Here is a 24,368-nt window from a genome sequence, read left to right on the forward strand (position 1 = left end):
AAGCATGTGGTATTTTGCCTGGGTTTTGGGAACGCTTATGGCCTGCTTCTTCGCCATCATCACCGCGATGGCGATCGAGAACAGCGAGGCTAAGAAAGCGGCCCAAGACGGTAAATGATGACCGGGTTGGCAGATAAGCTGTATAACCTGATGGACAAGGGCCCGTTACGGGCCCTTTCCCTCATCCTCGCACTGGTTCTGGCGGGTTGTATCTTTTGGGATCCGACACGCTTCGCGGCGAAAACCAGTGCTCTGGAGATCTGGCAAGGGTTATTGATCATGTGGGCGGTTTGCTGCGGTGTGGTACACGGCGTCGGTTTCCGTCCGCAACGCGCCTGGTGGCGCGCCTTCTTTTCGCCACTGCCGGCCTTGATCGTGCTGGCCGCCGGTCTCGGTTTCTTCTTTCTCTAAGCTGAGTTAGGTCAGTAACCGTTTACTTCCCTATGGGCCATTCCGTGGCCCATAATTATTTTAGTTCTCCCCTTTCTCCCCCATTCCCAACCCGATTTCACTTGCGTATAGTATCCGCGTTGTTTAGCTATACTGGGATGTAGAGTGAGTCATATGGTATTTCGATGGCCGGTACGGGTTTACTTTGAAGACACCGACGCCGGTGGCGTTGTTTATCATGCACGCTATGTCGCCTTTTATGAAAGAGCGCGCACGGAGATGCTGCGTCAACACCATTTTAGTCAGCAACAGTTACTGACTGAGCATGTCGCTTTTGCGGTCCGTCGCATGACCGTGGACTATTTGGCTCCCGCCCGCCTGGACGATCTGTTGGTGGTGGAGAGCGAGATATCCGCGCTGCGGGGGGCTTCCCTTACGTTTGCGCAGCGCATCGTTAATTCAGAAGGTTTGGTTCTCAGCCGGGCCGATGTGCTGATTGCATGTATCGATCAAAATCTAATGAAGCCGATCGCGCTTCCTAAGTCTATTGTCGCGGAGTTTAAGCAGTGACTGACATGAATATTCTGGATTTATTCCTGAAAGCAAGCGTGCTGGTAAAGCTTATCATGCTGGTATTGATATGCTTTTCGGTCGCCTCTTGGGCGATCATCATCCAGCGCACCCGTATCCTGAACGCGGCAACGCGTGACGCCGAAGCTTTCGAGGATAAATTTTGGTCGGGCATCGAACTGTCTCGCCTGTATCAGGAGAGCCAGACCCGACGTGACACCTTGAATGGGTCGGAGCAGATCTTCTACGCGGGCTTTAAAGAGTTCGCCCGTCTGCATCGGATGAACAGCCATGCGACGGAAGGGGTGATCGAAGGGGCATCGCGCGCCATGCGCATCTCCCTGAATCGCGAGGTCGAGGCGTTGGAGACCCACATTCCGTTCCTGGGCACCGTCGGCTCGATCAGCCCCTATATCGGCCTGTTCGGTACCGTTTGGGGGATCATGCATGCTTTTATCGGCCTGGGCGCCGTGAAGCAGGCGACCTTGCAGATGGTGGCGCCGGGGATCGCCGAGGCGTTGATCGCGACGGCGATCGGTTTGTTCGCCGCTATTCCTGCCGTAATGGCCTATAACCGTCTTAATCTGCGTGTGAATAAGCTGGAGCAGAACTATGAAAACTTCATGGAAGAGTTCATCGCCATTCTGCATCGCCAGGCCTTTGCCGCTGATGGTAAGTAAGTCGAGGATAGCATGGCAAGATTAGGTGGACGGCGCGATCTCAAATCGGAAATCAATATCGTCCCGCTGCTCGACGTGCTGTTGGTGCTGGTGCTGATCTTTATGGCGACGGCGCCGATCATTACGCAGAGTGTAGAGGTGGATCTCCCGGATGCGACGGACTCCAAGACCGTCAGCAGTAATGATCACCCTCCGGTGATCGTTGAGGTTTCCGGTGTGGGGCAGTACGCTGTGGTGGTTAATCATAACCGTATGGAACAGTTACCGCCGGAACAGGTGATCGCCGAGGCGCAAGCGCAGCTTAAAGCGGATCCGAAGACGGTGTTCCTGATCGGTGGCGCCAAAGAGGTGCCCTACGATGAGATCATCAAGGCGCTCAACTTATTGCATCAGGCGGGTGTGACTTCGGTCGGTCTGATGACGCAGCCGATTTAACGGATTCGCTGCAGCATAGTGTAAGCAGACATGCAGCCTGTATGGGCTGCGTGTCTTTATTTTGCGACGCCAGTGCGGTGGATGCCGTCTAGCACGGCGGCGTCTAGGCAGCGACTAGCGGTTGGAATCAAAATTGTGGGAAACGCAACTGAGCAAAAAGATAAGCTGAATCGCTCTGTCATCATCTCGGTGATTCTGCACATCGTCCTGATCGGGCTGCTGGTCTGGGGATCGATGCTGCAAGATAACCCGATGAGTGAGGGCGGCGATGGCGGCGGCGGTGGCTCGGCGATCGATGCGGTGATGGTCGATCCGAACGCGGTCGTACAGCAATATAACCGCCAGCAAGAACAACAGAACGCGGCACAACGCGCGGAGCAGCAACGCCAGAAACAGGCGGAGAAGCAGGCGCAGGAGATGCAGCGTAAACAGGCGGAAGAACAACAGCGTCTCAAGGCATTAGAGAAAGAGCGCCTACAAGCCCAAGAGGACGCACGCAAGGCGGCGGAAGAGGCCAAACAGGCCGCCGAGGCGGCCAAGAAACAGGCGGCGGAAGAGGCGAAGCAGGCGGCCGAAGAGGCGAAGAAGCAAGCCGCATTAGCGATACAGCAGGCGAAAGAAGAGGCGGCTAAGGCCGCCGCCGCGGCGAAGAAGCAAGCCGAGGAAGAGGTGAAAAAAGCCGCCGCAGAAGCCAAGAAACAGGCCGAGGAGGCCGCGAAGAAGCAGGCGGCGGAAGAGGCGAAGAAACAGGCGGCAGCCGCCGCGAAAGCGAAGGCCGCGGCGGAGGCGAAAGCCGCCGCGGAAGCCAAAGCGGCAGCAGAGGCTAAGGCGAAGGCGGAGACTGAAGCGAAGGCGAAAGCCGACGCCAAGAAGGCCGCCGAGGCCAAGAAGAAGGCGGCGGCAGCAGCGGCGGCGAAGCAGGCCGATGAGGTCGATGATCTGTTTGGCGGCCTGGCGTCGTCGAAGAACGCACCAAAAGGCACCGCCAACGGCGGCACGCCGGGTAACAGCGGCAAGGCAGGCCCGGCCGGTAAGGGGAATAGCAAGACGTCGGGGGCCTCCGGTGCAGAAATTAGCGGTTATGCGGATCAAATAAAGAGCGCAATCATGGCGAAGTTTTATACTGATCCCAGTTATACCGGAAAAACCTGTGATCTGCGTATCAAGCTGGCGCCCGATGGCCTGCTGCTCGATGTGAAGGCAGAGGGCGGGGATCCGGCGTTGTGTCAGGCGGCACTCTCTGCTGCCCGTCAGGCACGCTACCCGAAACCGCCGAGCGAGGCGGTGTATCAGGTATTTAAGAATGCGCCGGTGGTGTTCCAGCCGCAGTGATGGTGAGACTCGACACCTGGGTGCCTGTCGCGGAAGGGTTATCGGATTTCGCCGATGGCGTGCCGAGGTGGCATGTAGTGTTGTTGAGATTGTTTTGTTAAAATTCTGCTAATTATCGTGGCCAGAGGGTCGGATAAGGGAGATAAGATGAAGCAGGCGTTTCGTTTGATGGTGGGGCTTCTCGTCCTGTGGGCCAGCGTGCTCCATGCCGAAGTCCGAATCGTGATCACCCAGGGGGTGGACTCTGCCCGCCCGATTGGTGTGGTGCCGTTTAAGTGGATGGGCCCGGGCGCGGCGCCGGAAAATATTGGTGGTATTATCGCCGCCGACCTGCGCAACAGCGGCAAGTTTAATCCGATCGATGCCAGCCGCATGCCGCAGCAACCGGCGACGGCGGCTGAGGTGACGCCGGCGGCCTGGACGGCGCTGGGCATTGATGCCGTGGTGGTCGGTCAGGTACAACCGGGGGCGGACGGCAGTTATCTGGTCTCCTACCAACTGGTGGATACCTCCGGGAATCCGGGGAGCGTATTGGCGCAGAATCAGTATAAGGTCACCAAGCAGTGGTTACGTTATGCCGCTCATACCGCCAGCGACGAGGTGTTTGAGAAGCTGACCGGTATCAAGGGCGCCTTCCGCACGCGCATCGCCTATGTGGTGCAGACCAATGGTGGCCAGTTCCCCTATGAGCTGCGCGTCGCCGACTATGATGGTTACAACCAATTCGTGGTGCATCGCTCTGCCGAACCGCTGATGTCTCCGGCCTGGTCGTCGGATGGCAGCAAGCTGGCTTACGTCACCTTCGAGAGCGGCCGTTCCGCGCTGGTGATCCAGACGCTGTCTAACGGCGCTATCCGTCAGGTGGCTTCTTTCCCGCGCCATAATGGTTCTCCGGCCTTCTCTCCGGATGGGACTAAACTGGCCTTCGCCTTGTCGAAGACGGGTAGCCTCAACCTGTATGTGATGGACCTCGCTTCTGGCGCCATTCGTCAGGTGACCGATGGTCGCAGTAACAATACGGAGCCGAGCTGGTTCCCGGACAGCCAAAACCTGGCCTTTACCTCTGACCAGGCGGGTCGTCCGCAGATTTATAAAATCAATATCAATGGCGGTGCCGCGCAACGTCTGACCTGGGAAGGTGCCCAGAATCAGGATGCCGAGGTGAGCCCTGACGGGAAATTCCTGGTCATGGTGAGCTCTAACGCCGGTGCGCAACACATTGCCAAACTGGATCTTGGAACGAATGCCACTCAGGTTCTGACGGATACGTTCCTGGATGAAACGCCGAGCATCGCGCCGAACGGCACCATGGTGATTTACAGTTCTACCCAGGGACTGGGCTCCGTGTTGCAGCTCGTGTCGATTGATGGGCGTTTTAAAGCGCGTCTTCCGGCGACGGATGGTCAGGTGAAGTTCCCGGCCTGGTCGCCGTATCTGTGATGCATACATAAAACTATACTTATATAAATTTAAAAGGATCAATAAGATGCAACTGAACAAAGTTCTCAAGGGGCTGATGCTAGTACTGCCGATCATGGCCGTGGCTGCCTGTAGTTCTAAGAAAAACACCAACGACGATCAGTCCGGTATGGGCGTGGGCGCCAACGGTATGGAAAACAGCAGCAGCAATCTCTCTTCTGAGGAACAGGCTCGTTTGCAGATGCAGGAGCTCCAGAAAAACAACATCGTTTACTTCGGTCTGGACAAATATGATGTAACGCCGGAATACATGCAGGAGCTGGACGCTCACGCGGCATTCCTGCGTAACAACCCGTCTTACAAGGTAACCGTAGAAGGTCATACCGACGAACGTGGGACGCCGGAATATAACATCGCCCTGGGCGAGCGCCGTGCTAACGCGGTGAAGATGTATTTGCAGGGTAAAGGCGTTAGCGCCGATCAGATCGATATCGTTTCTTACGGTAAAGAGAAGCCGGCAGTGCTGGGTCACGACGAAGCGGCTTACGCTAAGAACCGTCGTGCCGTACTGGTTTACTAATTTCTTGTGTAGACGAGTAACGAATGAGCAGTAACTTCAGACGTCATGTGATGGCGCTGTCGTTGCTGGTTGGCGTAGCGGCCCCTTGGGCCGCTACTGCCCAAGCGCCAATCAGTAGCGTCGGCTCAGGCTCGGTCGAAGATCGAGTCACCTCTCTCGAGCGTATTACCAACGCTCAGGGTCAGTTATTGACCCAACTTCAACAACAGCTTTCCGATAACCAGCGTGATATTGACACTCTGCGTGGGCAGATCCAGGAAAACCAATATCAACTGAATCAGATTGTGGAACGCCAGAAACAGATCTACCAGCAGATAGATAGCTTGAGTAGCGGCAATGCGGCGCAGGGCAATACGCCAGCGGCCAGCGCGCAACCGGCCGATAGTACGGCACCGGCGGCGAGTGCACCGGCGGCGGCGCCACAGGCGGCAGCGGCCAGCGGTGATGCCAATACGGACTATAACCGTGCCGTCGATCTGGTATTGGTGAAGAAGCAGAACGATCAGGCGATTTCGGCTTTCCAGACCTTTATCAAACAGTACCCCGACTCGACTTATCAGCCCAATGCCAACTACTGGCTGGGGCAGCTGTACTACAGTAAAGGGAAGAAGGATGATGCGGCTTATTATTACGCCGTGGTCGTGAAAAACTACCCTAAGTCGCCTAAGGCGCCCGAGTCGATGTATAAGGTCGGCGTGATCATGCAGGAGAAGGGGCAGAGCGATAAAGCGCATGCCGTATTCCAGCAAGTGCTCAAGCAATATCCGAATAGTGAAGCGGCCAAGTTGGCGCAGAAGCGTTTGGGATAACGGGTCGTCGGGTAGGGAGTAGACATTCTGGCTATTTTCCATGCCTGGATGTATGAAGTGCAAGCAATTGACCCGGTTATGAGATTTTTTGGTTGCGCTGTCGAGATAAATGGGTAATATATGCCGCCGTTGCCAAGACAAACTGTAAAGCGAGTCGCGGCGGCATACAGAATGGGTCGTTAGCTCAGTTGGTAGAGCAGTTGACTTTTAATCAATTGGTCGCAGGTTCGAATCCTGCACGACCCACCATTCTCTCGATGAGAGATCGGTGTTTAGCGTGAAGGATAACATCGCGTAGCGATGGCCCGTTAGGGCGAGGCGTCAGCCGAGTCATCCTGCACGAGCCACCATTCTTTGTCTAGAATGATATTCTGTAATCAGCAGTAAGCCATAGCGCGGGTCGTTAGCTCAGTTGGTAGAGCAGTTGACTTTTAATCAATTGGTCGCAGGTTCGAATCCTGCACGACCCACCATTCTCCCGGTGAGAAATCGGTGTTTAGCGTGAAGGATAACATCGCGTAGCGATGGCCCGTTAGGGCGAGGCGTCAGCCGAGTCATCCTGCATTCTCCACCCTTTTCTTGATGAGAAAGGGACGCGCTGAGTAAGGTGTGCTAGCACACTACGTCTCAGACCACATCGGTCATCTGGTTTTTCTGTGAGTCATACTCTGGTATGGGTCGTTAGCTCAGTTGGTAGAGCAGTTGACTTTTAATCAATTGGTCGCAGGTTCGAATCCTGCACGACCCACCATTCTCTCAGTGAGAAATCGGTGTTTAGCATGAAGGGTTGCATCGCTTAGCGATGGCATCACTAGGATGAGGCGTCAGCCAAGTTATCCTGGATCATCCGCCGTTTATTCCGAGATATGGATAGTCAGAGTCGCATTGCACGTCGAGCGGGTCGTTAGCTCAGTTGGTAGAGCAGTTGACTTTTAATCAATTGGTCGCAGGTTCGAATCCTGCACGACCCACCATTCTCTCGGTGAAAAATCGGTGTTTAGCGTGAAGGATAACATCGCGTAGCGATGGCCCATTAGGGCGAGGCATCAGCCGAGTCATCCTGCACGACCCACCATTCTCTCGGTGAGAAATCGGTGTTTAGCGTAAAGGGATATATCGCTTAGCGGTAGCCCATCGGGGTTGTCTCCTGATGTATTTTACGTACTCCGTCGTGTCATGTCTTTTATCAGATCGTTGGCCGTTGGCGAATGATTATCCGAGCGGGTCGTTAGCTCAGTTGGTAGAGCAGTTGACTTTTAATCAATTGGTCGCAGGTTCGAATCCTGCACGACCCACCATTCTTTCGGTGAAAATCGGTGTTTAGCGTGAAGGATAACATCGCATAGCGATGGCCCATTAGGGCGAGGCGTCAGCTGAGTCATCCTGCACGACCCACCATTCTTCCGATGAGTAATCGGTGTTTAGCGTCAAGGATAACCCCGTGTAGCGATAGGCCACCAGGGTGATATCCCCGTCTGTTTTACACGCTCCGTCGTGTCATACCTTTTATCAGATCATTGGCCGTTGGCGAATGATTATCCGAGCGGGTCGTTAGCTCAGTTGGTAGAGCAGTTGACTTTTAATCAATTGGTCGCAGGTTCGAACCCTGCACGACCCACCATTCTCCCGATGAGAAACCATTGTTTAGCGTGAAGGATCACATCGCTTAGCATGGATCCATCGATGCACGAAAGCCGAGCCTCCCCCCGTGATTATTCAGCGACCCAATGCGGCCTATTTCGTTAGCTGACGTTATGGCGTAGCGCGCCGATCATCACCTCTTGTCCAGGCGACTCGCCTATTTTTGCCTGTTCTCTGCACTTTCACGCCGCTATCTCAGGTTTACTGGTAGTGAATTAGTCTGTTTCTCTGGCTATCCATCATCCCGATAGCGTGAATACAGCGCTGGAGCCAGCCTGATATTTTGCTTTATTATTTTTATTTAATTAAATCATGTGATTATGTAAAAAATCTCCTGCTGGGTCAGTCATTTACAAGCGCGTAAAAAAGCGGATAGATTGAAACGCTTGTGACAAGCCTTTTCTCTGACTGTGATGGACGCACTATGAGTTATCAGAACGACGATTTACGCATCAACCAGATCCAGGAGTTATTACCGCCAGTGGCCTTGTTAGAGGCCTTTCCGGCTAGCGACAGTGCCGCACAGACGGTAGCGCAGACCCGTAACGCCATTCACCGTATTCTTCAGGCGCAAGACGATCGTCTGCTGGTGATCATTGGCCCCTGTTCGATCCACGATCCCCTGGCGGCGAAAGAGTATGCCTCCCGCTTGCTGGCGCTACGTCATGCGTTAGCCGGTGAGTTGGAGATTGTGATGCGTGTTTACTTCGAGAAGCCACGGACGACGGTGGGATGGAAAGGGCTGATCAACGATCCGCATATGGATGGTAGTTACCGTATCAACGATGGTTTGCGTAACGCACGTCGCCTGCTGCTTGAGATCAACGACAGTGGCATGCCGACCGCGGGTGAGTTTTTGGATATGATCACTCCGCAGTACCTGGCCGATCTGATGAGTTGGGGGGCGATCGGGGCACGGACTACCGAGTCACAGGTGCATCGTGAGTTAGCCTCAGGCCTCTCTTGTCCGGTCGGTTTCAAGAACGGTACCGATGGCACCATTAAGGTGGCGATCGACGCGATCAATGCCGCCGGGGCGCCGCATTGTTTCCTTTCGGTCACCAAGTGGGGGCACTCGGCCATCGTTAGCACCAGTGGGAACGGTGACTGCCATATCATCCTGCGCGGTGGGCGCCAGCCGAATTATCGTGCGGACGATGTACAGGCGGTGAAGGCGGGACTCAGCCAAGCCGGGCTGCCCGCACAGGTAATGATCGACTTCAGTCACGCCAATAGCAGTAAGCAGTTTCAGCGCCAGATGGTGGTGTGTGAGGATGTCTGCGGCCAGTTAGCCGCCGGTGAGCGTGCCATCATGGGCGTGATGATCGAGAGCAATTTGGTCGAGGGTAACCAAAGCCCGGACAACGGCGCCACGTTACGCTATGGCCAGAGTGTGACCGATGCCTGCATCGGCTGGGAAGATAGCGAGCGGGCGTTACGCCAGCTCGCTCAAGCGGTACGCGCGCGTCGCGCCCATTCGGTTGCATAAAATGGCTGACGGCGCTAGCTCGGCACCGTCATTATCGCCCAAGGCGGGCTTAGCCTGCCTTGCCCTGATTCGCTACCGCCGCCTGGCGGGCGGCGATCTCGGCGGCGTCGCCGAGGTAGTAATGGCGTAGCGGGCGCATCTGTTCATCGAACTCGTACACGAGCGGCACCCCCGTCGGGATGTTCAGCTCGACGATTTCCGCCTCACTGATCTGATCCAGGTGTTTCACTAAGGCACGCAGTGAGTTGCCATGGGCGGCGATGATCACGCGCTCGCCGGCGGCGATGCGCGGCATGATCTGCTGCTGCCAGTAGGGGATCACGCGCTCGATGGTCGTGGCCAGGCTCTCCGTTAGCGGTAACTCATCGCTGCTCAGCGCGGCATAACGTGGATCGTGCCCTGGGTAGCGTTCATCCTGCGGTGTCAGGGCCGGCGGGGTGATAGCGAAGGCGCGCCGCCATAGCTTGACCTGTTCATCGCCATACTTCTGAGCGGTCTCGGCCTTATTCAATCCTTGCAGGGCGCCGTAATGGCGCTCGTTGAGCTTCCATGACTTCTCGACCGCTAGCCAGGGTTGATCGATCTCGTCCAGGATATGCCAGAGGGTATGAATAGCCCGTTTGAGCACGGAGGTGTAAGCGAAGTCGAAGCTGAACCCTTGCTCCTGTAAGAGGCGTCCCGCCGCCCGGGCCTCCTGACGCCCTTTATCCGACAGTTCAACATCGGTCCAGCCGGTGAAGCGGTTTTCCTTGTTCCACTCGCTTTCGCCGTGGCGAACCAGAACCAGTTTGGTGACAGCCATAGAGAGACTCCTTAATTGCGTTAGCATATTGATAATAATTATCATTATAACTTGTGAAATGCAATGGTCGCGATGGCGACGGCAAACGTGTTGCCGTGTTGCCGCGCGGTGTCACCGTCTCAGTGTAGTCGATGCGCGCTCGCACGTTATCCCCCTTCGCGCCCCGTGGGGCGCGGGTGGCGACGAGGATCCTATCGGCCTCTCATTTTTGCGCTTAGCTGTTTTGTGTATGCCGCCGCGTTGTTTATAGTTAATACCTTGTTTCAAATGTTAACAATAAATAACTCTAGGATAGCGAGGTTGCCCATGGATGCCACCCCATTAACCGCCGCGATGGCCAGTCCGCCTTCGCAGCGAGGTTTACTCATTATGGCGCTCGACATCGCGCTGTTGGTGATTCTGTTACAGATCTTACCCTTTGATGAGAAGGCGAATACGGGCTTGGCACTGACGATCTTCGTCGGTGTGCTGTGGTTGACAGAGGCGGTGCATGTAACCATCACCGCATTGCTGATCCCGTTGTTGGCGATCGGCTTTGGTTTGTTGGATGCCGCGGGCGCGTTGAAATCTTTCGCCAACCCGACCATCTTCCTCTTCTTCGGCGGTTTCGTGTTGGCGACGGCGCTGCATGTGCAGGGGCTGGATCGGTTGATCGCGAATCAGTTGCTACTACTGGCCGGTGGGCGGATGGCAACCGCCGTACTGATGTTGTTTAGCGTGACCGCGGCGCTCTCAATGTGGATCAGCAACACCGCGACGGCGGCGATGATGTTGCCTCTGGCGTTGGGAATTCTCACTAATCTCGATCCGGTGCGTGAACGCAATACCTATGTCTTCCTGCTGTTGGGGATCGCCTATAGCGCCAGTATTGGCGGGTTGGGGACCTTGGTCGGTAGTCCGCCGAACGCCATCGCCGCCGCCCAGTTGGGGATCGACTTCCTCACCTGGATGAAGTACGGCATTCCGGTGATGGTGGTAATGATGCCCCTGATGATGGGGCTACTCTACTTGCTGCTGCGCCCTAACCTGCAGCATAAGGTGACGCTCCATGTCGAGCCACTGGAGTGGACCGCGTCGCGGGTGATCGCCTTACTGATCTTTGCCTTGACGGTATTCGGCTGGATCTTCAGTAGCCAAATTAGCGCCATGCTGGGCGGGATCAAGCAGTTCGATACCTTGGTCGCCGTCGGGGCGGCGGTTTTGATCGGGGCCAGCGGAGTCGCCAGTTGGGATCAGATCCAGCGTAACACCGAGTGGGGGGTGTTGATGCTATTCGGTGGCGGCCTGACGCTTAGCCTGATCCTGGAGGGATCGGGGGCCAGCGCCATCTTGGCGCATGGGATGGCGGATATCTTCGGCCAAAGTCACTGGTTTATCATTCTATTGGCGGTGGCCGCGTTCATCATCTTCCTGACGGAGTTCACCAGTAATACCGCCAGCGCCGCGCTGTTGGTGCCGGTGTTCGCCACCGTTGCCAAGGCGCTGGGCATGCCGGAGAGCCTGCTCACGCTGGTGATCGGGATCGGGGCCTCCTGCGCCTTCATGTTGCCGGTCGCGACCCCGCCCAACGCCATCGTGTTCGGCTCCGGTCATATCCGCCAGCAGGAGATGGTGCGCGTCGGTTTCTGGCTCAACCTGGTGAGCATCTTCGCCCTGAGCCTGTTTGCCTGGCTGTTCTGGCGTTAAGTCAGCGGGGCGCCGCCGAGCGCCCCGTTGCATCACGCGACATGGAAGTGATACTGCGCGAAGGCGTGGTAGGTTTCGCCGGGTTGCAGCAGGCAGCGGGGTTGAGGCCATTCGGGATGATTCGGGCTATCGGGGAGAAAGGCGCACTCCAACGCCACCCCGGCATAGTCGGCGTAGTGGCCCCCCTGTCGGTCGGGCGTCCCGGCGAGGTAGTTGCCGCTGTAGAGCTGCAAGGCCGGTGCATTGGTGTAAACCTGGAGGCTGACCCGGCCATCATCCGCGCGGAGCGTGGCGGCGGGGTAGGCGCCGTCGCGACAACGGGGCTGTAGCAGGAACGCGTGGTCGTACCCCTTGACGCGGCGCTGATCGACGTCGCGTAGCAGGTCGCCGCGCAGCGTTTTGCTCTGGCGGAAATCCATGCCACTGCCCGCGACCGTGCGTAAGGGCGCGCAGGGGATCCCCTGCTCATCCACCGGCAAATACTCGTCGGCATTTAACTGCAACTGCTGCATGAGGGCATCCGCCTGGCCATCGCCGCCAAGATTAAAGTAGGCGTGGTTGGTCAGGCCGACCGGGCAGGGGCGATCGACGCGGGCCTGCCAGTCGATCGTCACCCGATCCTCGTCATCCAGCGTATAACGTGTCTCCACCGTCAGGTTACCGGGATAGCCCTGATCACCGTCGGGCGAGTGCAGGCGGTAGGTGACCGAATGGGTGTCGTGGGTGACGCGTTGCCAGCGGCGCTTGTCAAACCCCTCGGGCCCGCCATGCAGCTGATTGACGCCTTGGCTCGGGAGCAGGGCGACGCGCCGCCCGTGGTCGAGGTAGGCCGCGTTGGCGATGCGGTTAGCATAGCGACCGATGGTCGCACCGAGGAAGGCCTGCTGCTCGGGATACTGGCTGGCGCGTCGGCAACCGAGTAATACCTCGCGCGCCTGGCCGCCGCCGAGCGCCAGGCGGCAGGAGAGCCAACTGGCCCCCCAGTCCATCAACAGCAGGGTAGTGCCGCGAGCGTTATGCAGGGCGGTAAATTGAAAGGGATCGCCGTCCGGCGCCCGTTCGAGGTTGTCACTTAACATACGCTGGCTCCCGCCGATGGCTGACAGACGTAGAAGCTTTCGTGTAGGCCGGTGCGCGCCGGGTAGTCGCGCGCGACCGCGCTGCGCACCGCCTCGACGAGCGCGTGTGGCATGAGGGCGACGATACAGCCGCCGAATCCCCCGCCGGTCATACGGACCCCGCCTCGATCGCCGATGACGCCCTTGACGATCTCGACCAGTGTGTCGATGGGTGGCACGGTGATGGCGAAGTCATCGCGCATCGAGGCATGTGAGGCGGCCATCAATTCCCCCATCCGACCCAGATCGCCGGCAGCGAGCGCCTCGGCGGCTGCTACGGTCCGCGCATTTTCACTGATGACGTGGCGGGCGCGCCGGGCGGTGAGTGCGGGCAGGGCATGCGCCTCGGCGGCGAAGCGCTCCGGGGTCACGTCGCGTAATGCCGGGACGGCGAAGAAGCGCGCCGCCTCTTCACACTGTTGGCGGCGAGTGTTGTACTCGCTATCGACCAGGCCACGTTTGACGTTGGAGTTGATGATCACCACCGCCGCCTCTGCGGGCAAGGGCACCGCCTGGGTCGCCAGCGAACGGCAATCGATCAGCAGCGCGTGCTGTGCCTGACCGAGGGCGGAGATCAGTTGATCCATGATGCCGCAGTTACAGCCGACGAAACGGTTCTCCGCCTCCTGGCCATTGAGGGCCAGTGCAACGCCATCCAGCGGCAACTGATACAGGGCCTGGAGCGCTTGGCCGACGGCGACCTCCAAGGCGGCGGAAGAGCTGAGTCCCGCCCCTTGCGGTACGTTGCCGCTGATCACCATGTCGACGCCGCCGATGGTGTCACAACGTTGCTGGAGATGCTTGATCACCCCACGCACATAGTTACTCCACATCATGCTGTCGTGGGCGACGATCGGCGCATCGAGGCTGAAGCTATCCTGCTGATTGGCGTAGTCGGCGGCGATGACGCGCACCTGGCGGTCGGGACGCGCCGCGCAGCTGATGACGGTCTGGTAGTCGATGGCGCAAGGGAGGACGAAGCCATCGTTATAGTCGGTGTGCTCACCGATCAGGTTGACGCGTCCCGGCGCCTGGACGCAGCAGGTCGGCGCGTAGCCAAATTCACGGGTAAAGATCTCACGGGTCAGGCGAGTCAGATCATGGAGGCGCATGGTTGTATCCTCTCGGGCGTTAGGCTTCGCTAAAGTGAATGTCACTGACGGCGCGCAGGCGTTCGGCCGCTTGCTCCGGGGTCAGATCGCGTTGGGTTTCCGCCAGCATCTCGTAGCCGACCATGAACTTGCGCACCGTGGCGGAACGCAGCAAGGGTGGGTAGAAATGGGCATGTAGCAGCCAGTGATCGGTATCGACCTGATCGAAGGGGGCGCCGTGCCAGCCCATCGAATAGGGGAAGGCGCAGTGGAACAGGTTATCGTAACGGCTGGTCAGTTTTTTTATGGCTACGGCCAGATCGCTACGCTGTGCTGCATCGATCTCGGGCAGGCGTCGTAACGGCTGTTTCGGCAGTAAGAGCGTTTCAAACGGCCAGGCGGCCCAGTAGGGCACGACCGCCAGCCAGTGCGCGGTCTCCACCACCGTGCGGCTGCCGTCGGCTAACTCTCGCTGTACGTAGTCGAGCAGCAGCGGGCGATGGTGACGGAGGAAGTAGTCTCGCTGCAGGCGATCCTCGCGTGCCGCCTCGTTGGGGAGGAAGCTGTTGGCCCAGATCTGGCCATGAGGATGCGGATTGGAGCAGCCCATCGCCGCCCCCTTGTTCTCGAATACCTGAACCCAAGGATAGCGGCGGCCCAGCTCGGCGCTCTGGCTCTGCCAGGTGGCGATCACCGCCTCTAACGCCGCTAATGAGAGCTGGGGCAGCGTCTTACTGTGATCGGGAGAGAAGCAGATCACTCGGCTCGTCCCACGGGCGCTAGCGCTACGCATCAGCACGTCGTCGCTGGACGGCGCATCTGGCGTGTCCGGCATCAATGCGGCGAAGTCGTTGGTGAAGACATGGGTCGTGCGGTAGTCCGGGTTGCGATCGCCGGTGACACGCAGATTGCCCGGGCACAGATAGCAGTCGGGATCGTGTGCCGGCAGCTGTGTGCTGGCGGGGGTCTCCTGCGCGCCCTGCCAGGGGCGCTTAGCGCGATGGGGGGATACCAGCACCCACTGATCGTTGAGCGGATTGTAGCGGCGGTGGGGATGATCCACCGGGTTAAAGGTCGTCGTCATCGCCACACTCCTTATTGTGGGTAGCCATTCGGGTTACGGGATTGCCAGCGCCAGGTATCTTCGGCCATCTGCGCCAGGGAGTGATGAACGCGCCAACCTAGCTCACGCTCAGCCTTGGCGGCGTCGGCCCAGTAGGCGGGCAGATCGCCGGCGCGACGAGGGGCGAAATGGTAGGGAACCGCTTTGCCACAGGCCTGGCTGAAGGCGTCGACCACCTGTAACACGCTGTAACCGACGCCCGCGCCGAGGTTATAGATGTGTACCCCTGGCTGATGACACTTGGCCTGTAACGCGGCCAGGTGGCCGTCGGCCAGATCCATCACATGGATGTAATCGCGCACCCCGGTACCGTCAGGCGTCGGGTAGTCATTACCGAAGATGGCCAGTGAGTCGCGGCGGCCGATGGCTACCTGCGAGATATAGGGCATCAGGTTGTTGGGGATACCCTGAGGATCCTCGCCCATGGTACCGGAGGGATGTGCGCCGACCGGATTGAAGTAGCGCAGCAGTGTCACGCTCCATGCCGGCGAGGCGTGCTGTAGATCTTGCAGTATCTGTTCGACCATCAGCTTGCTGCGGCCATAGGGGCTGGAGGGCATCCCTGTTGGCATCGCTTCGACATAGGGCACCTGCGGTTGGTCGCCATAGACGGTGGCCGAGGAGCTGAAAATGATGTTATGCACTCCCGCCTGCTGCATCACCTCCAGCAGTACCAGCGTTCCACCGACATTGTTGTCGTAATAGGCCAAGGGGCGTTGCACCGACTCGCCGACCGCCTTCAGACCGGCGAAGTGGATCACTGCGTCGATGGCGTGCTCGGCGAAGATGCGTGTGAGCAGGGCTCGGTCGCGAACATCTCCTTGATATAACACGGGACGTGTGCCGCCGAGTGCGGCGATACGATCTAGCACGCTGACTTTGCTGTTGCAGAGATTATCGACGATGACCGGTGTATGGCCCGCCTGGAGCAGTTGGAGACAGGTATGGCTGCCAATGTAACCGCTTCCCCCGGTGACTAATACAATCATGATGAACTCCCAGTGCGACTCTGATGGTTAAAAAGGTAACACGCACCAGCAGGTGAAAAGGTGATCTAGGTGGTAAAAATGGAATCGTTTACACAGTGGCTGATACCCACTCACCCCTTTAACTATCGCGGCAACCGTTCTATTTTATCCGGATGGCGCCGCGTCAGTAGCGGTGTGAGTGGTATCGTTTACACTAATGTGCGCGCTAGGGGCGGTAGAGTGGGTAGGTGAAGAACAGCAGGTGCAACATATTCAACGCAAAATGAAACAGTACCGCCACCCATAATCGCCCACTCCATTGCCACGCCAGGCCATAAATTCCCCCGGCGAGGGTGGCGAAGAGGACGAGTAACGGGCCACCGGCTAGATGCAGCAGGCCGAAGAGCAGGGCGGCGAGTAGCAGGGCGACCCAGGGGCCAAACCAGGCGCTCAGACGCTGTTGCAAGTAGCCGCGAAACAGCGCCTCTTCTGGCAGCGAGACGAACAGCAGGTTGAGGAGGGAAAAGGTCAGGAGCCAGTGGGGCCAGTGGGGCTCGATGCGTAGGCCTCCCAGGGCGACCGCCAGCAGCAGTAGGGCAGGCAGGCTAAGCAGCAAGGCGCCATAGCGCCAGGCCGGGACACGCGGGGCGTCGGGGCGGCGCAGCAGGGTAGGATACAGCGCCAGCAGCAGTAGCGGTGCCAATGCCTTGTCGAGATTAGCGTACAGGGTAAAGGGGGCGCTGTGCGCGCCGACACGCACCTTATCCAGCAGCAGCGGGTTATGGAAGCCGGGAAAGTGGTGTAGATAGAGTGTCAGAATGGCGGCCACGAGCCCGATTTCGCTGAGGGCACGCCAGGGCGTGCTCAGTGTCAGACGGCCTCGCAGATAGAGAACCAGTGCCATCAACGCCAGCAGCGCGACCGCCAACGGGGCGATCAGCCCTTGGTATGCGAGCAGTGCGACAGCGACGGCGGCGCTCAGAAAGGCGGCGCGCGGCGCCCAGGCCAACAACAGGGCTGGCAGGAGTAAAATCTCCCACATGTTTCCTCCTTGGAATGATCGTGCTGCTATCTAAAGGGATACGATGTTAGCACATCATTATTAACCTAACGGTAACATAATGGAGGTCAAGGGGAGGCGCGTTGACGAGAACGACGCGGGGGAGCCGCGCCGCCCGCGCGGCGTTAGGCTAGGGTTGCGACGATGACCCGATCGGCGTTGAATAGGGCGTTGACGGACATCCCTAGGCTCAGCTGGAGCTGACTCATGGTGCGATTATCGACGGTGGCACACAGGGTTTCACCGCTGGGCAGGGTCAGCAGCACTTCGCTGTTATCGCTACCGGCTTGAATATGGCTGACGCGTCCGCTCAGGGCATTGTCGGCGGCACCACTCAGGGCGGGATCGGTGCTCAGACGGATCCAGGGCGCCTTGATCAGCACCAACACCTCTTTACCCGGATGTAACGCCAGGCGTTGGGCGCTCTGGGCGGTGACGGCGGCGCGTAACTGGGTCTTACCGTCTGCCAGGCGCAGCAGTAGGTGTTGCTGCACCGCCTCATCGTCCCGCTCGATGACGGTGGCGAAAAATTGGTTACGCGCGCTGGTTTGCAGTGAGAAACGGGCGATGGCGGCTAACAGGCTATCGAGCGGTAGCTCGTCGCTCTTCAACACGTCGAAGGCCTTCTGTTGGATTTGTCCCAGGAGATCGTACAGGGCGATCAGGCGCTCGCCATAGCGAGTCAGGCGTGCGCCGCCGCCGCCCTTACCACCGGTGGCGCGGGCGACGATCTCTTCATCGGCCAGTTGATTCATCTCGTTGATGGCATCCCAGGCACTCTTATAGCTGATCCCGGCCAGTTTGGCTCCCTGGCTGATGGAGCCGGTGTGGCGTACCTGTTTGAGCAGCTCGATGCGGCGCGGATCGGCGAATAGACGATCCTGAAGTTTGAGAGTGAGTAAGATATCGGCTTGCATGGCGGCTCCTCGGCGTGGTTGCTTACGCTATTGTGGCCGATCTGACCGTCGACAGGCAAACCGGGACTATCGCACGGATTGAACAATGCGAAACGGTGATGGCTGAGTTACACTATCGATTAGGAGCCTGTCATCCGACGAGGACAGCGCCGCCGTTACGTCATCGGCGGCGTAGGGTAGGGTTAGCGCAGCGCGCATATCAACGGAGAGTGAAGTCAGCTATGTTTGAATTGCTGAAGAGTTTGGTCGTCGCCGCCATCATGGTGCCGGTGGTGATGGCGGTGATTTTGGGACTGATCTGGGGAATGGGTGAGCTCTGTAACCTGATCTCCGCGTGGGGTCATCCCGAAGAGAAAGAGTCCTAATTAATGCGCGTCGCGTAGCGCGCGGCGCCGTGGCGGTGAGACCTGGTCTGCCGCCCCCTCACATCGCCCGGTACTGCCGGGCGATGTGCTATTTGTATCTTCAATCTCACCTTTCGCCATGGAGGCCGCCGTGTTTTCCACCGCACAAGTGCATGACATTAACCTGATCGCCCGTTTCCTCGCCTGTGATGAGTTCGCCGGGCAGATGCCGCCGCCGGAGAGTGCCGATCTGCTGATCTTGCTGGGCAATGCCCTGTTGCCGACCGCTCGCGCCAGCTTCGCCGCGCTGCGCGCCGGTGTGGCGCCGCAGCTGCTGATCGCCGGTGGCATTGGTCACTCTACCCCCTTGTTATACCAGGCGTTGGCTGCCGATCCCGTGGGGGCGACGCTCGTGTGTGCCGGGCGTGCGGAGGCCGAGCTGTTGGCCGAGTTAGCGTTGAGTGAGGCGGGCATCGATGGCTGTCGCATCTGGCTGGAGAAGGCGTCGACGAACTGTGGCGAGAATGCGCGCTTTAGTCGCGCACTGTTGCAGGCGCAGGGGGAAATGCCGTCGCGCATTCTGTTGGTGCAGGATCCGTTGATGCAACGCCGTACCCTAGCGACCTTTCAGCGTGTCTGGCAGGATCAGCCGGCGGTATCCTTTGCCAGCTGGCCGACCTTTGTTCCACAGTTAGTGTGCCGTGCGGGGCAATGGTGTTTCGCTGGCGCTCCGGGGACATTGTGGCCCGTCGCGCGCTTCATGTCGCTGTTGTTGGGCGAGATCCCGCGTCTGCGTGACGATGCCCAGGGGTATGGGCCACGCGGGCGTGACTTTATCGCTCACGTCGATCTGCCCGATGAGGTTGAGGCCGCCTTTCAGCGCCTGGCGTCGATGCTCGGCGAGCGCTATGGCTTCCGTCCGGCATAAGGACAAATGCCAACGGCGTCATATTTATGATTTTTTTCAGTGTTATTGCATGGATTCGCGCCATATAATCCACTACATAACGATATCACTGTATGCAACGGGGAGAGGCGATGAAAGCGTGGAATAAGTTAGTGGCGGGAGCCGTGCTGGCTGCCGGGGTATGTCAGGGGGCCCAGGCCGCAGAGAAGGTGACGGTATTCGCCGCCGCCTCGTTGACCAATGCGCTGCAGGAGATCGCCGCGCAGTATCAGCAGGGTAAGGATGTCAGCATCGTGACCTCGTTCGCCTCCTCCTCGACGCTGGCGCGCCAGATCGATCAAGGGGCGCCGGCCGATCTGTTCATCTCTGCCGATCAGAAGTGGATGGATTATGCCATCGATAAGCAGGCGATGGTGGCGAACACCCGTTACACCTTGCTGGGCAACCAGTTGGTGCTGGTGGCACCGGCCGATAGCAAGCTGGGTCAGATCACCATCGACGCACAGACCCCGTGGAAGAAGCTGTTGGACGGTGGTCGCTTAGCCGTCGGTGATCCGGACCATGTGCCGGCGGGGATCTATGCCAAGGAGTCGTTGCAGAAGTTGGGTGCCTGGCAGAGCGTGTCGCCATTGATGGCGCGCGCTAACGACGTGCGTGCCGCCTTGGCGCTGGTCGAGCGTGGCGAGGCCCCGCTGGGGATCGTGTACGGTTCCGATGCCGTGGCCAGTAAGAAGGTGAAGGTGGTCGGTGTATTCCCGGCGGATAGCCACAAGCCGGTGGAGTACCCGATGGCGATCGTCAAGGGCAAACAATCGCCAGCGGTCGATGCCTTCTATGACTATCTGAAGGGGCCGCAGGCAGCCACCATTTTTACCCGCTACGGCTTTACCCCGCGTTAATCCGTGAGTATGTTTCTGAGTCCTTATGAATGGGAAGCCGTGGTGCTCAGCCTGCAAGTGGCGGGCACCGCGGTGTTCTTTAGTCTGCCGATTGGCATCCTCACCGCGTGGGTGTTGGTCCGTTACCGTTTCCCTGGCAAGGCATTGCTGGATAGCGTGATCCATTTGCCGTTGGTGCTGCCGCCGGTGGTGATTGGCTACCTGTTGTTATTGGCGATGGGGCGCAAAGGGGTGATCGGTGCTTGGCTGTATCACTGGTTCGGCTTTAGTTTCAGCTTCAGTTGGCATGGTGCCGCACTGGCCTCGGCCGTGGTGGCCTTTCCCTTGATGGTGCGTGCCATTCGCCTGGCGCTGTCTGCCGTCGATCAGCGTCTGGAATTGGCGGCACGTACCCTGGGCGCCACGCCACTGCGCGTGTTCTTTACCATCACCTTGCCGTTGTCGTTTCCCGGGATCTTGGCCGGAACGGTACTGGCCTTTGCCCGCTCGTTGGGCGAGTTCGGTGCCACCATCACCTTCGTCTCCAATATTCCGGGTGAGACGCGAACCATTCCGTTGGCGATGTATACCCTGATCGAGACACCGGGGGCGGAGTTAGAGGCCGCGCGTCTCTGCGCCATCGCCATCGCGTTATCGCTGCTCTCTCTGTTGCTATCGGAGTGGCTGGCGCGTTGGAGCCAGAAACGGCTGGGAGGCGCCTAAGATGCTGCATGTCGATATTCGTCAACGCCTAGGCGATCTGGATCTGCGGGTCAATGCCGATCTTCCGGGGGAGGGGATCACCGCCATCTTCGGGCTCTCTGGCGCGGGGAAGACCTCGTTGATCAACGCCATCGGCGGGCTGACACGTCCGCAGCAGGGACGTATTGTGCTCAACGGCCGCACGCTGCTGGACTGCGAGCAGGGCCGTTATCTACCACCGGAGCAGCGGCGCATCGGCTATGTCTTCCAGGATGCGCGCCTATTTCCGCACTACCGGGTGCGCGGCAATCTCACCTACGGCATGGCGGAGACGATGCGTAGCCAGTTCGATGCCATCGTTGAGTTGCTGGGGATCGCCCCCTTGTTACAGCGCTTTCCGCGCACCCTCTCCGGTGGCGAGCGCCAACGGGTGGCCATCGGCCGCGCCCTGTTGACCGCCCCCGAGTTGCTGCTGATGGACGAGCCGTTGGCCTCCCTCGATCTGCCGCGTAAGCGTGAACTGCTGCCTTACCTGGAGCGTTTGGCGCGCGATGTGCGCATCCCCATCCTCTACGTCAGCCATAGCATGGATGAGATCCTGCGGCTGGCGCAGCATGTCTTGCTGTTGGATCAGGGGCAGATGCGTGCCTTTGGCCGTTTGGAGGAGGTCTGGGCCAGCAGCGCCTTGCGTCCCTGGCTACAAAAGGAGGCGCCGAGCAGCGTGCTGAATGTGCGCCTCGATCACCATCATCCGCACTACGCCATGAGCGCGTTGGCGTTGGGCGATCAGTGTCTGTGGGTGGCGCGGCAGGCGGGCGAGCCGGGTGAGCGTTTCCGGCTACGGATCGATGCGGCGGACGTATCGCTGGTGCGTGAAGTGCCGCGTGCCAGCAGCATCCGTAACATCCTGGCGGTTAGCGTGGTCGAGTTGGTGGAGGTTGAGGGGCAGATCGACGTTAAGCTGGCGTTAGCGGGCGAGACGCTGTGGGCGCGCATCACCCCGTGGGCTCGCGACGATTTGGCGTTGGTGCCCGGTCAACAGCTATACGCCCAGATCAAGAGCGTGTCGATCAACCAGTAGGGATATAAGCGGGCGCCGCCTCGGCGGTGCCCGTGAGGGTGTTACAGGACGTGCTGCCGCAGGAAATCGGCGATCGCCGGGGTCTCGTTACTGCCGATGACACGCTGAGCGCGCGCCTTGACCGCCTCATCGCTGTTGCCCATGGCAACGCCCAAGCCAACAGATTCCAGCATGCTGATATCGTTGAAATTATCTCCAAAGGCAACCACCTGATCTAGCGTGATGCCTCGTGTGGCGGCGTACTCCGCCAGGCGGCGTCCCTTGCTGTTGCCCGCCTGGGCGACATCCACCTGATCGTGCCAGGACCACTCACAGCTCAATCCCAGATCGCGCTCGATGCCGGCGGCGAAGTCCCGCAAGCGGTCGCCGTCCTCGTCGGAGGTGGCGAACTTCCAGATGGCGTCGGCGTGCTGTGCCGCCTCGCGCAGGCTCTCGACCTGCTGTAGTACTGGGCGTTGATCGGCCGGTAGGGATTCCGCCCAGGCGTGGGAGCGCTGCACATGGCCGGTTGGCCGCTGGTAGAGCATCGCATTATCGACGTACAGCAATCCGTGGATCTGCTGTGCCTCGAGACGATCCAGCACCGCCTGCGCCTGATCGGCGCGCAGCGGATCGGCAGCTAATACGCGTTGTCCCAAGTAATCATACAGATAGGTGCCATTACAGCAGATAGCGGGCGTATCGAGCGCCAGCGCGCGATAAAACGGGTGGATGGCGACATGGTGGCGACCGGTGACGATCATCACCTCCAGACCCGCGGCGCGAGCCTCGGCCAGCGCGGCCAGTGACTCCGGCAGGATCTGTTTGCGGGCATTGAGCAGGGTGCCGTCGAGATCGAGGGCGATCAGGCGATAGTGCATGAGGGATACCTTAAAACGATGAATTCTGCGCCGAATGTTACACCGGATACCCAGTCGACAACAGCCGTTATTCCCCCCATCGCGAGTGCGAGCACTCTTCCAGAGATGACCTGATCACCGTGCGCTAGGCTAACGCCCCTTAGGTGTCGGAGAGCGGTAAAAAGTGCGCATCATGCGACAAGGCCGCCGCTATCGCCTCACACAGCCGGGTGAGTTGTGCTGCGCTGATCGGGTAGGGCGGCATCAGGTAAATCAGATGACCGAAGGGCCGGATCCAAACGCCCTGCTCGACGAAGAAGGCTTGCAGCGTAGCCATATTGACCGGTTGATGGGTCTCCACCACGCCGATGGCGCCGAGCACCCGCGCCTGGCGTACGCGGGGGTGCGCATTGAGCGGTAGTAGCTCCGCACGCAGTTGAGACTCGATGGCGGCGACCTGAGTACGCCAATGCCCCTGTTCGATAAGCTCTAGGCTCGCCAAGGCGACGGCGCAGGCCAGCGGGTTGCCCATAAAGGTTGGACCATGCATAAAACAGCCCGCTTCACCCTCGCTGATGGTGTCGGCGACGGCTCGGGTGGTGAGGGTGGCGGAGAGCGTCAGATAGCCGCCGGTCAAGGCCTTACCGAGACAGAGAATATCGGGGGTGATGGTGGCGTGATCGCAGGCGAACAGTGCGCCGCTACGGCCAAAGCCGGTGGCGATCTCATCGGCGATCAGCAATACCCCGTGGCGACTACAGGCCTGGCGTACGCGTTGCAGGTAGCGCGGGTGATAGAAACGCATGCCGCCGGCGCCCTGAACCAGCGGTTCGAGGATCACGGCGGCGATCTCCTGGTGGTGGGCCGCCAGCAGGCGGGCGAAGGGGACGAAATCCGCCTCATCCCAGTCGTCGCCGAAGGCGCATTGCGGTGCCGGGGCGAACAGGTGTTGCGGCAGGTAGCCGTGATACAGGCTGTGCATGCTGTTATGCGGATCGCACACCGCCATGGCACCGAAGGTATCGCCATGGTAGCCGTGGCGTAGGGTGAGAAAGCGTTGGCGCGGCTCGCCACGCGCCTGCCAATATTGCAGCGCCATCTTTAACGCCACCTCGACGGCGACGGAACCGGAGTCGGCGAGAAACACGCATTCTAACGCCGCTGGCGTCAGTGCCACCAGCTTTTGGCAGAGCGCCACCGCCGCCGGATGGGTGATGCCGCCGAACATGACGTGCGCCATCTGCGTGAGCTGCTGGGTCAGCGCCTGATTCAGATGAGGATGATTATAGCCATGGATGGCTGCCCACCAGGAAGACATCCCGTCCACCAGACGGCGGCCATCCGCCAGTTGGAGCTCGCAACCGCTGGCCGCGACGACGGGGTAGACCGGTAGCGGTTGACTCATCGAGGTATAGGGGTGCCAGATGTGGCGGCGGTCGAAGTCGAGTGCGCTGAGATCCATGACTTATTTTGTCAACCTTCATTTCTTCATAAGAGTTGACATTGT

25 protein-coding genes and 6 tRNA genes are annotated in these 24,368 nt (G+C 59.2%); 22 read left to right on the plus strand and 9 right to left on the minus strand.

The genetic code is table 11. The features are described from left to right. Positions 1–4: 4 nt before the first annotated feature. The 16 genes from cydX to aroG all read left to right on the plus strand — a co-directional run bounded on the left by cydX (position 5) and on the right by aroG (position 9,345). On the plus strand, positions 5–118 hold the full coding sequence (gene cydX, locus DCL27_RS04375) for a cytochrome bd-I oxidase subunit CydX (protein WP_005288900.1): 114 nt from the start codon (positions 5–7) through the stop codon (positions 116–118). Next, positions 118–411: a cyd operon protein YbgE gene (gene ybgE, locus DCL27_RS04380; RefSeq protein WP_035595147.1), complete on the plus strand. Its 294-nt coding sequence runs from the start codon at positions 118–120 to the stop codon at positions 409–411. Before cydX ends, ybgE begins: the two co-directional genes overlap by 1 nt. Before the next feature lie 144 nt (positions 412–555). Beyond that, positions 556–960, plus strand: coding sequence for a tol-pal system-associated acyl-CoA thioesterase (gene ybgC, locus DCL27_RS04385; protein ID WP_005295375.1), 405 nt, complete (start codon positions 556–558; stop codon positions 958–960). Next, positions 957–1,640, plus strand: coding sequence for a Tol-Pal system protein TolQ (gene tolQ, locus DCL27_RS04390; protein WP_035594717.1), 684 nt, complete (start codon positions 957–959; stop codon positions 1,638–1,640). The genes ybgC and tolQ overlap by 4 nt, the downstream gene beginning before the upstream one ends. A 12-nt stretch (positions 1,641–1,652) precedes the next feature. Continuing rightward, entirely contained in the window at positions 1,653–2,075 is a 423-nt protein-coding gene (gene tolR / locus DCL27_RS04395; RefSeq protein WP_005288888.1) for a colicin uptake protein TolR, read from the plus strand. Positions 2,076–2,210: 135 nt separating this feature from the next. Continuing rightward, a complete protein-coding gene (gene tolA / locus DCL27_RS04400; RefSeq protein WP_005295382.1) occupies positions 2,211–3,407 on the plus strand; it encodes a cell envelope integrity protein TolA in 1,197 nt (398 codons plus the stop codon). A gap of 147 nt (positions 3,408–3,554) precedes the next feature. Further along, on the plus strand, positions 3,555–4,847 hold the full coding sequence (tolB, locus tag DCL27_RS04405; RefSeq protein ID WP_005288883.1) for a Tol-Pal system beta propeller repeat protein TolB: 1,293 nt from the start codon (positions 3,555–3,557) through the stop codon (positions 4,845–4,847). A 46-nt stretch (positions 4,848–4,893) separates the two neighbouring features. After that, on the plus strand, positions 4,894–5,406 hold the full coding sequence (pal, locus tag DCL27_RS04410; RefSeq protein WP_005288881.1) for a peptidoglycan-associated lipoprotein Pal: 513 nt from the start codon (positions 4,894–4,896) through the stop codon (positions 5,404–5,406). 23 nt (positions 5,407–5,429) lie between these two features. Next, positions 5,430–6,215 (plus strand): cell division protein CpoB, encoded by a 786-nt coding sequence (cpoB, locus tag DCL27_RS04415; protein ID WP_005295388.1) that lies wholly within the window; start codon positions 5,430–5,432, stop codon positions 6,213–6,215. 173 nt (positions 6,216–6,388) lie between these two features. After that, a tRNA-Lys gene (locus tag DCL27_RS04420) sits at positions 6,389–6,464 on the plus strand. 148 nt (positions 6,465–6,612) lie between these two features. Continuing rightward, a tRNA-Lys gene (locus DCL27_RS04425) sits at positions 6,613–6,688 on the plus strand. 202 nt (positions 6,689–6,890) lie between these two features. Then, positions 6,891–6,966 (plus strand) — tRNA-Lys (locus DCL27_RS04430). 147 nt (positions 6,967–7,113) lie between these two features. Continuing rightward, positions 7,114–7,189, plus strand: a tRNA-Lys gene (locus tag DCL27_RS04435). A 248-nt stretch (positions 7,190–7,437) separates the two neighbouring features. Further along, positions 7,438–7,513 (plus strand) — tRNA-Lys (locus DCL27_RS04440). Between the two features lie 247 nt (positions 7,514–7,760). Next, positions 7,761–7,836: transfer RNA gene (locus DCL27_RS04445), tRNA-Lys, on the plus strand. Positions 7,837–8,280: 444 nt separating this feature from the next. Continuing rightward, entirely contained in the window at positions 8,281–9,345 is a 1,065-nt protein-coding gene (gene aroG, locus DCL27_RS04450; protein ID WP_035600629.1) for a 3-deoxy-7-phosphoheptulonate synthase AroG, read from the plus strand. 49 nt (positions 9,346–9,394) lie between these two features. On the opposite strand, the gene gpmA is transcribed toward aroG, so the two are convergent. Beyond that, entirely contained in the window at positions 9,395–10,147 is a 753-nt protein-coding gene (gene gpmA, locus DCL27_RS04455; protein ID WP_005294325.1) for a 2,3-diphosphoglycerate-dependent phosphoglycerate mutase, read from the minus strand. Between the two features lie 306 nt (positions 10,148–10,453). Between gpmA and DCL27_RS04460 the strand changes: the two genes are divergently transcribed. Beyond that, the gene (locus tag DCL27_RS04460) at positions 10,454–11,833 is read left to right on the plus strand and encodes an SLC13 family permease (RefSeq protein ID WP_005294328.1); all 1,380 of its coding nucleotides are present in this window, start codon (positions 10,454–10,456) and stop codon (positions 11,831–11,833) included. 32 nt (positions 11,834–11,865) lie between these two features. On the opposite strand, the gene galM is transcribed toward DCL27_RS04460, so the two are convergent. The 6 genes from galM to modE all read right to left on the minus strand — a co-directional run bounded on the left by galM (position 11,866) and on the right by modE (position 18,110). Continuing rightward, entirely contained in the window at positions 11,866–12,912 is a 1,047-nt protein-coding gene (gene galM / locus DCL27_RS04465; RefSeq protein ID WP_035600633.1) for a galactose-1-epimerase, read from the minus strand. Next, a complete protein-coding gene (galK, locus tag DCL27_RS04470) occupies positions 12,906–14,063 on the minus strand; it encodes a galactokinase (protein ID WP_035600637.1) in 1,158 nt (385 codons plus the stop codon). Before galK ends, galM begins: the two co-directional genes overlap by 7 nt. Before the next feature lie 19 nt (positions 14,064–14,082). Then, a complete protein-coding gene (galT, locus tag DCL27_RS04475) occupies positions 14,083–15,126 on the minus strand; it encodes a galactose-1-phosphate uridylyltransferase (RefSeq protein WP_035600640.1) in 1,044 nt (347 codons plus the stop codon). Positions 15,127–15,137: 11 nt separating this feature from the next. After that, positions 15,138–16,154: a UDP-glucose 4-epimerase GalE gene (galE, locus tag DCL27_RS04480; RefSeq protein WP_005288857.1), complete on the minus strand. Its 1,017-nt coding sequence runs from the start codon at positions 16,152–16,154 to the stop codon at positions 15,138–15,140. Between the two features lie 205 nt (positions 16,155–16,359). Continuing rightward, positions 16,360–17,175 carry a CPBP family intramembrane glutamic endopeptidase gene (locus DCL27_RS04485; protein ID WP_035600643.1) on the minus strand — a complete coding sequence of 272 codons (816 nt, stop codon included), beginning with the start codon at positions 17,173–17,175 and terminating at the stop codon, positions 16,360–16,362. 143 nt (positions 17,176–17,318) lie between these two features. Then, positions 17,319–18,110 carry a molybdenum-dependent transcriptional regulator gene (gene modE / locus DCL27_RS04490; protein ID WP_005288851.1) on the minus strand — a complete coding sequence of 264 codons (792 nt, stop codon included), beginning with the start codon at positions 18,108–18,110 and terminating at the stop codon, positions 17,319–17,321. Between the two features lie 221 nt (positions 18,111–18,331). On the opposite strand from modE, the gene DCL27_RS04495 reads away from it, so the two are divergent. From DCL27_RS04495 to modC, 5 genes are all read left to right on the plus strand, one after another. After that, complete coding sequence (locus DCL27_RS04495) at positions 18,332–18,475, plus strand: AcrZ family multidrug efflux pump-associated protein (protein WP_005288848.1); 144 nt, start codon at positions 18,332–18,334, stop codon at positions 18,473–18,475. Between the two features lie 130 nt (positions 18,476–18,605). Next, entirely contained in the window at positions 18,606–19,382 is a 777-nt protein-coding gene (locus DCL27_RS04500; protein WP_080582864.1) for a YdcF family protein, read from the plus strand. A 110-nt stretch (positions 19,383–19,492) separates the two neighbouring features. Further along, positions 19,493–20,260, plus strand: a complete 768-nt coding sequence (gene modA, locus DCL27_RS04505) for a molybdate ABC transporter substrate-binding protein (RefSeq protein ID WP_005294337.1) — start codon at positions 19,493–19,495, stop codon at positions 20,258–20,260. Positions 20,261–20,269: 9 nt separating this feature from the next. Continuing rightward, positions 20,270–20,962: a molybdate ABC transporter permease subunit gene (gene modB, locus DCL27_RS04510; protein ID WP_005288837.1), complete on the plus strand. Its 693-nt coding sequence runs from the start codon at positions 20,270–20,272 to the stop codon at positions 20,960–20,962. 1 nt (position 20,963) lies between these two features. Then, positions 20,964–22,022: a molybdenum ABC transporter ATP-binding protein ModC gene (modC, locus tag DCL27_RS04515; RefSeq protein ID WP_035600650.1), complete on the plus strand. Its 1,059-nt coding sequence runs from the start codon at positions 20,964–20,966 to the stop codon at positions 22,020–22,022. Positions 22,023–22,063: 41 nt separating this feature from the next. Here the strand turns inward: modC and DCL27_RS04520 are convergent, their stop codons facing one another. Next, entirely contained in the window at positions 22,064–22,882 is an 819-nt protein-coding gene (locus DCL27_RS04520; RefSeq protein ID WP_005288832.1) for a pyridoxal phosphatase, read from the minus strand. Between the two features lie 139 nt (positions 22,883–23,021). Further along, the gene (gene bioA / locus DCL27_RS04525; RefSeq protein WP_109579314.1) at positions 23,022–24,323 is read right to left on the minus strand and encodes an adenosylmethionine--8-amino-7-oxononanoate transaminase; all 1,302 of its coding nucleotides are present in this window, start codon (positions 24,321–24,323) and stop codon (positions 23,022–23,024) included. Between the last annotated feature and the right edge of the window lie 45 nt (positions 24,324–24,368).

Source organism: Edwardsiella tarda ATCC 15947 = NBRC 105688, from assembly GCF_003113495.2.
GTDB lineage: Bacteria > Pseudomonadota > Gammaproteobacteria > Enterobacterales > Enterobacteriaceae > Edwardsiella > Edwardsiella tarda.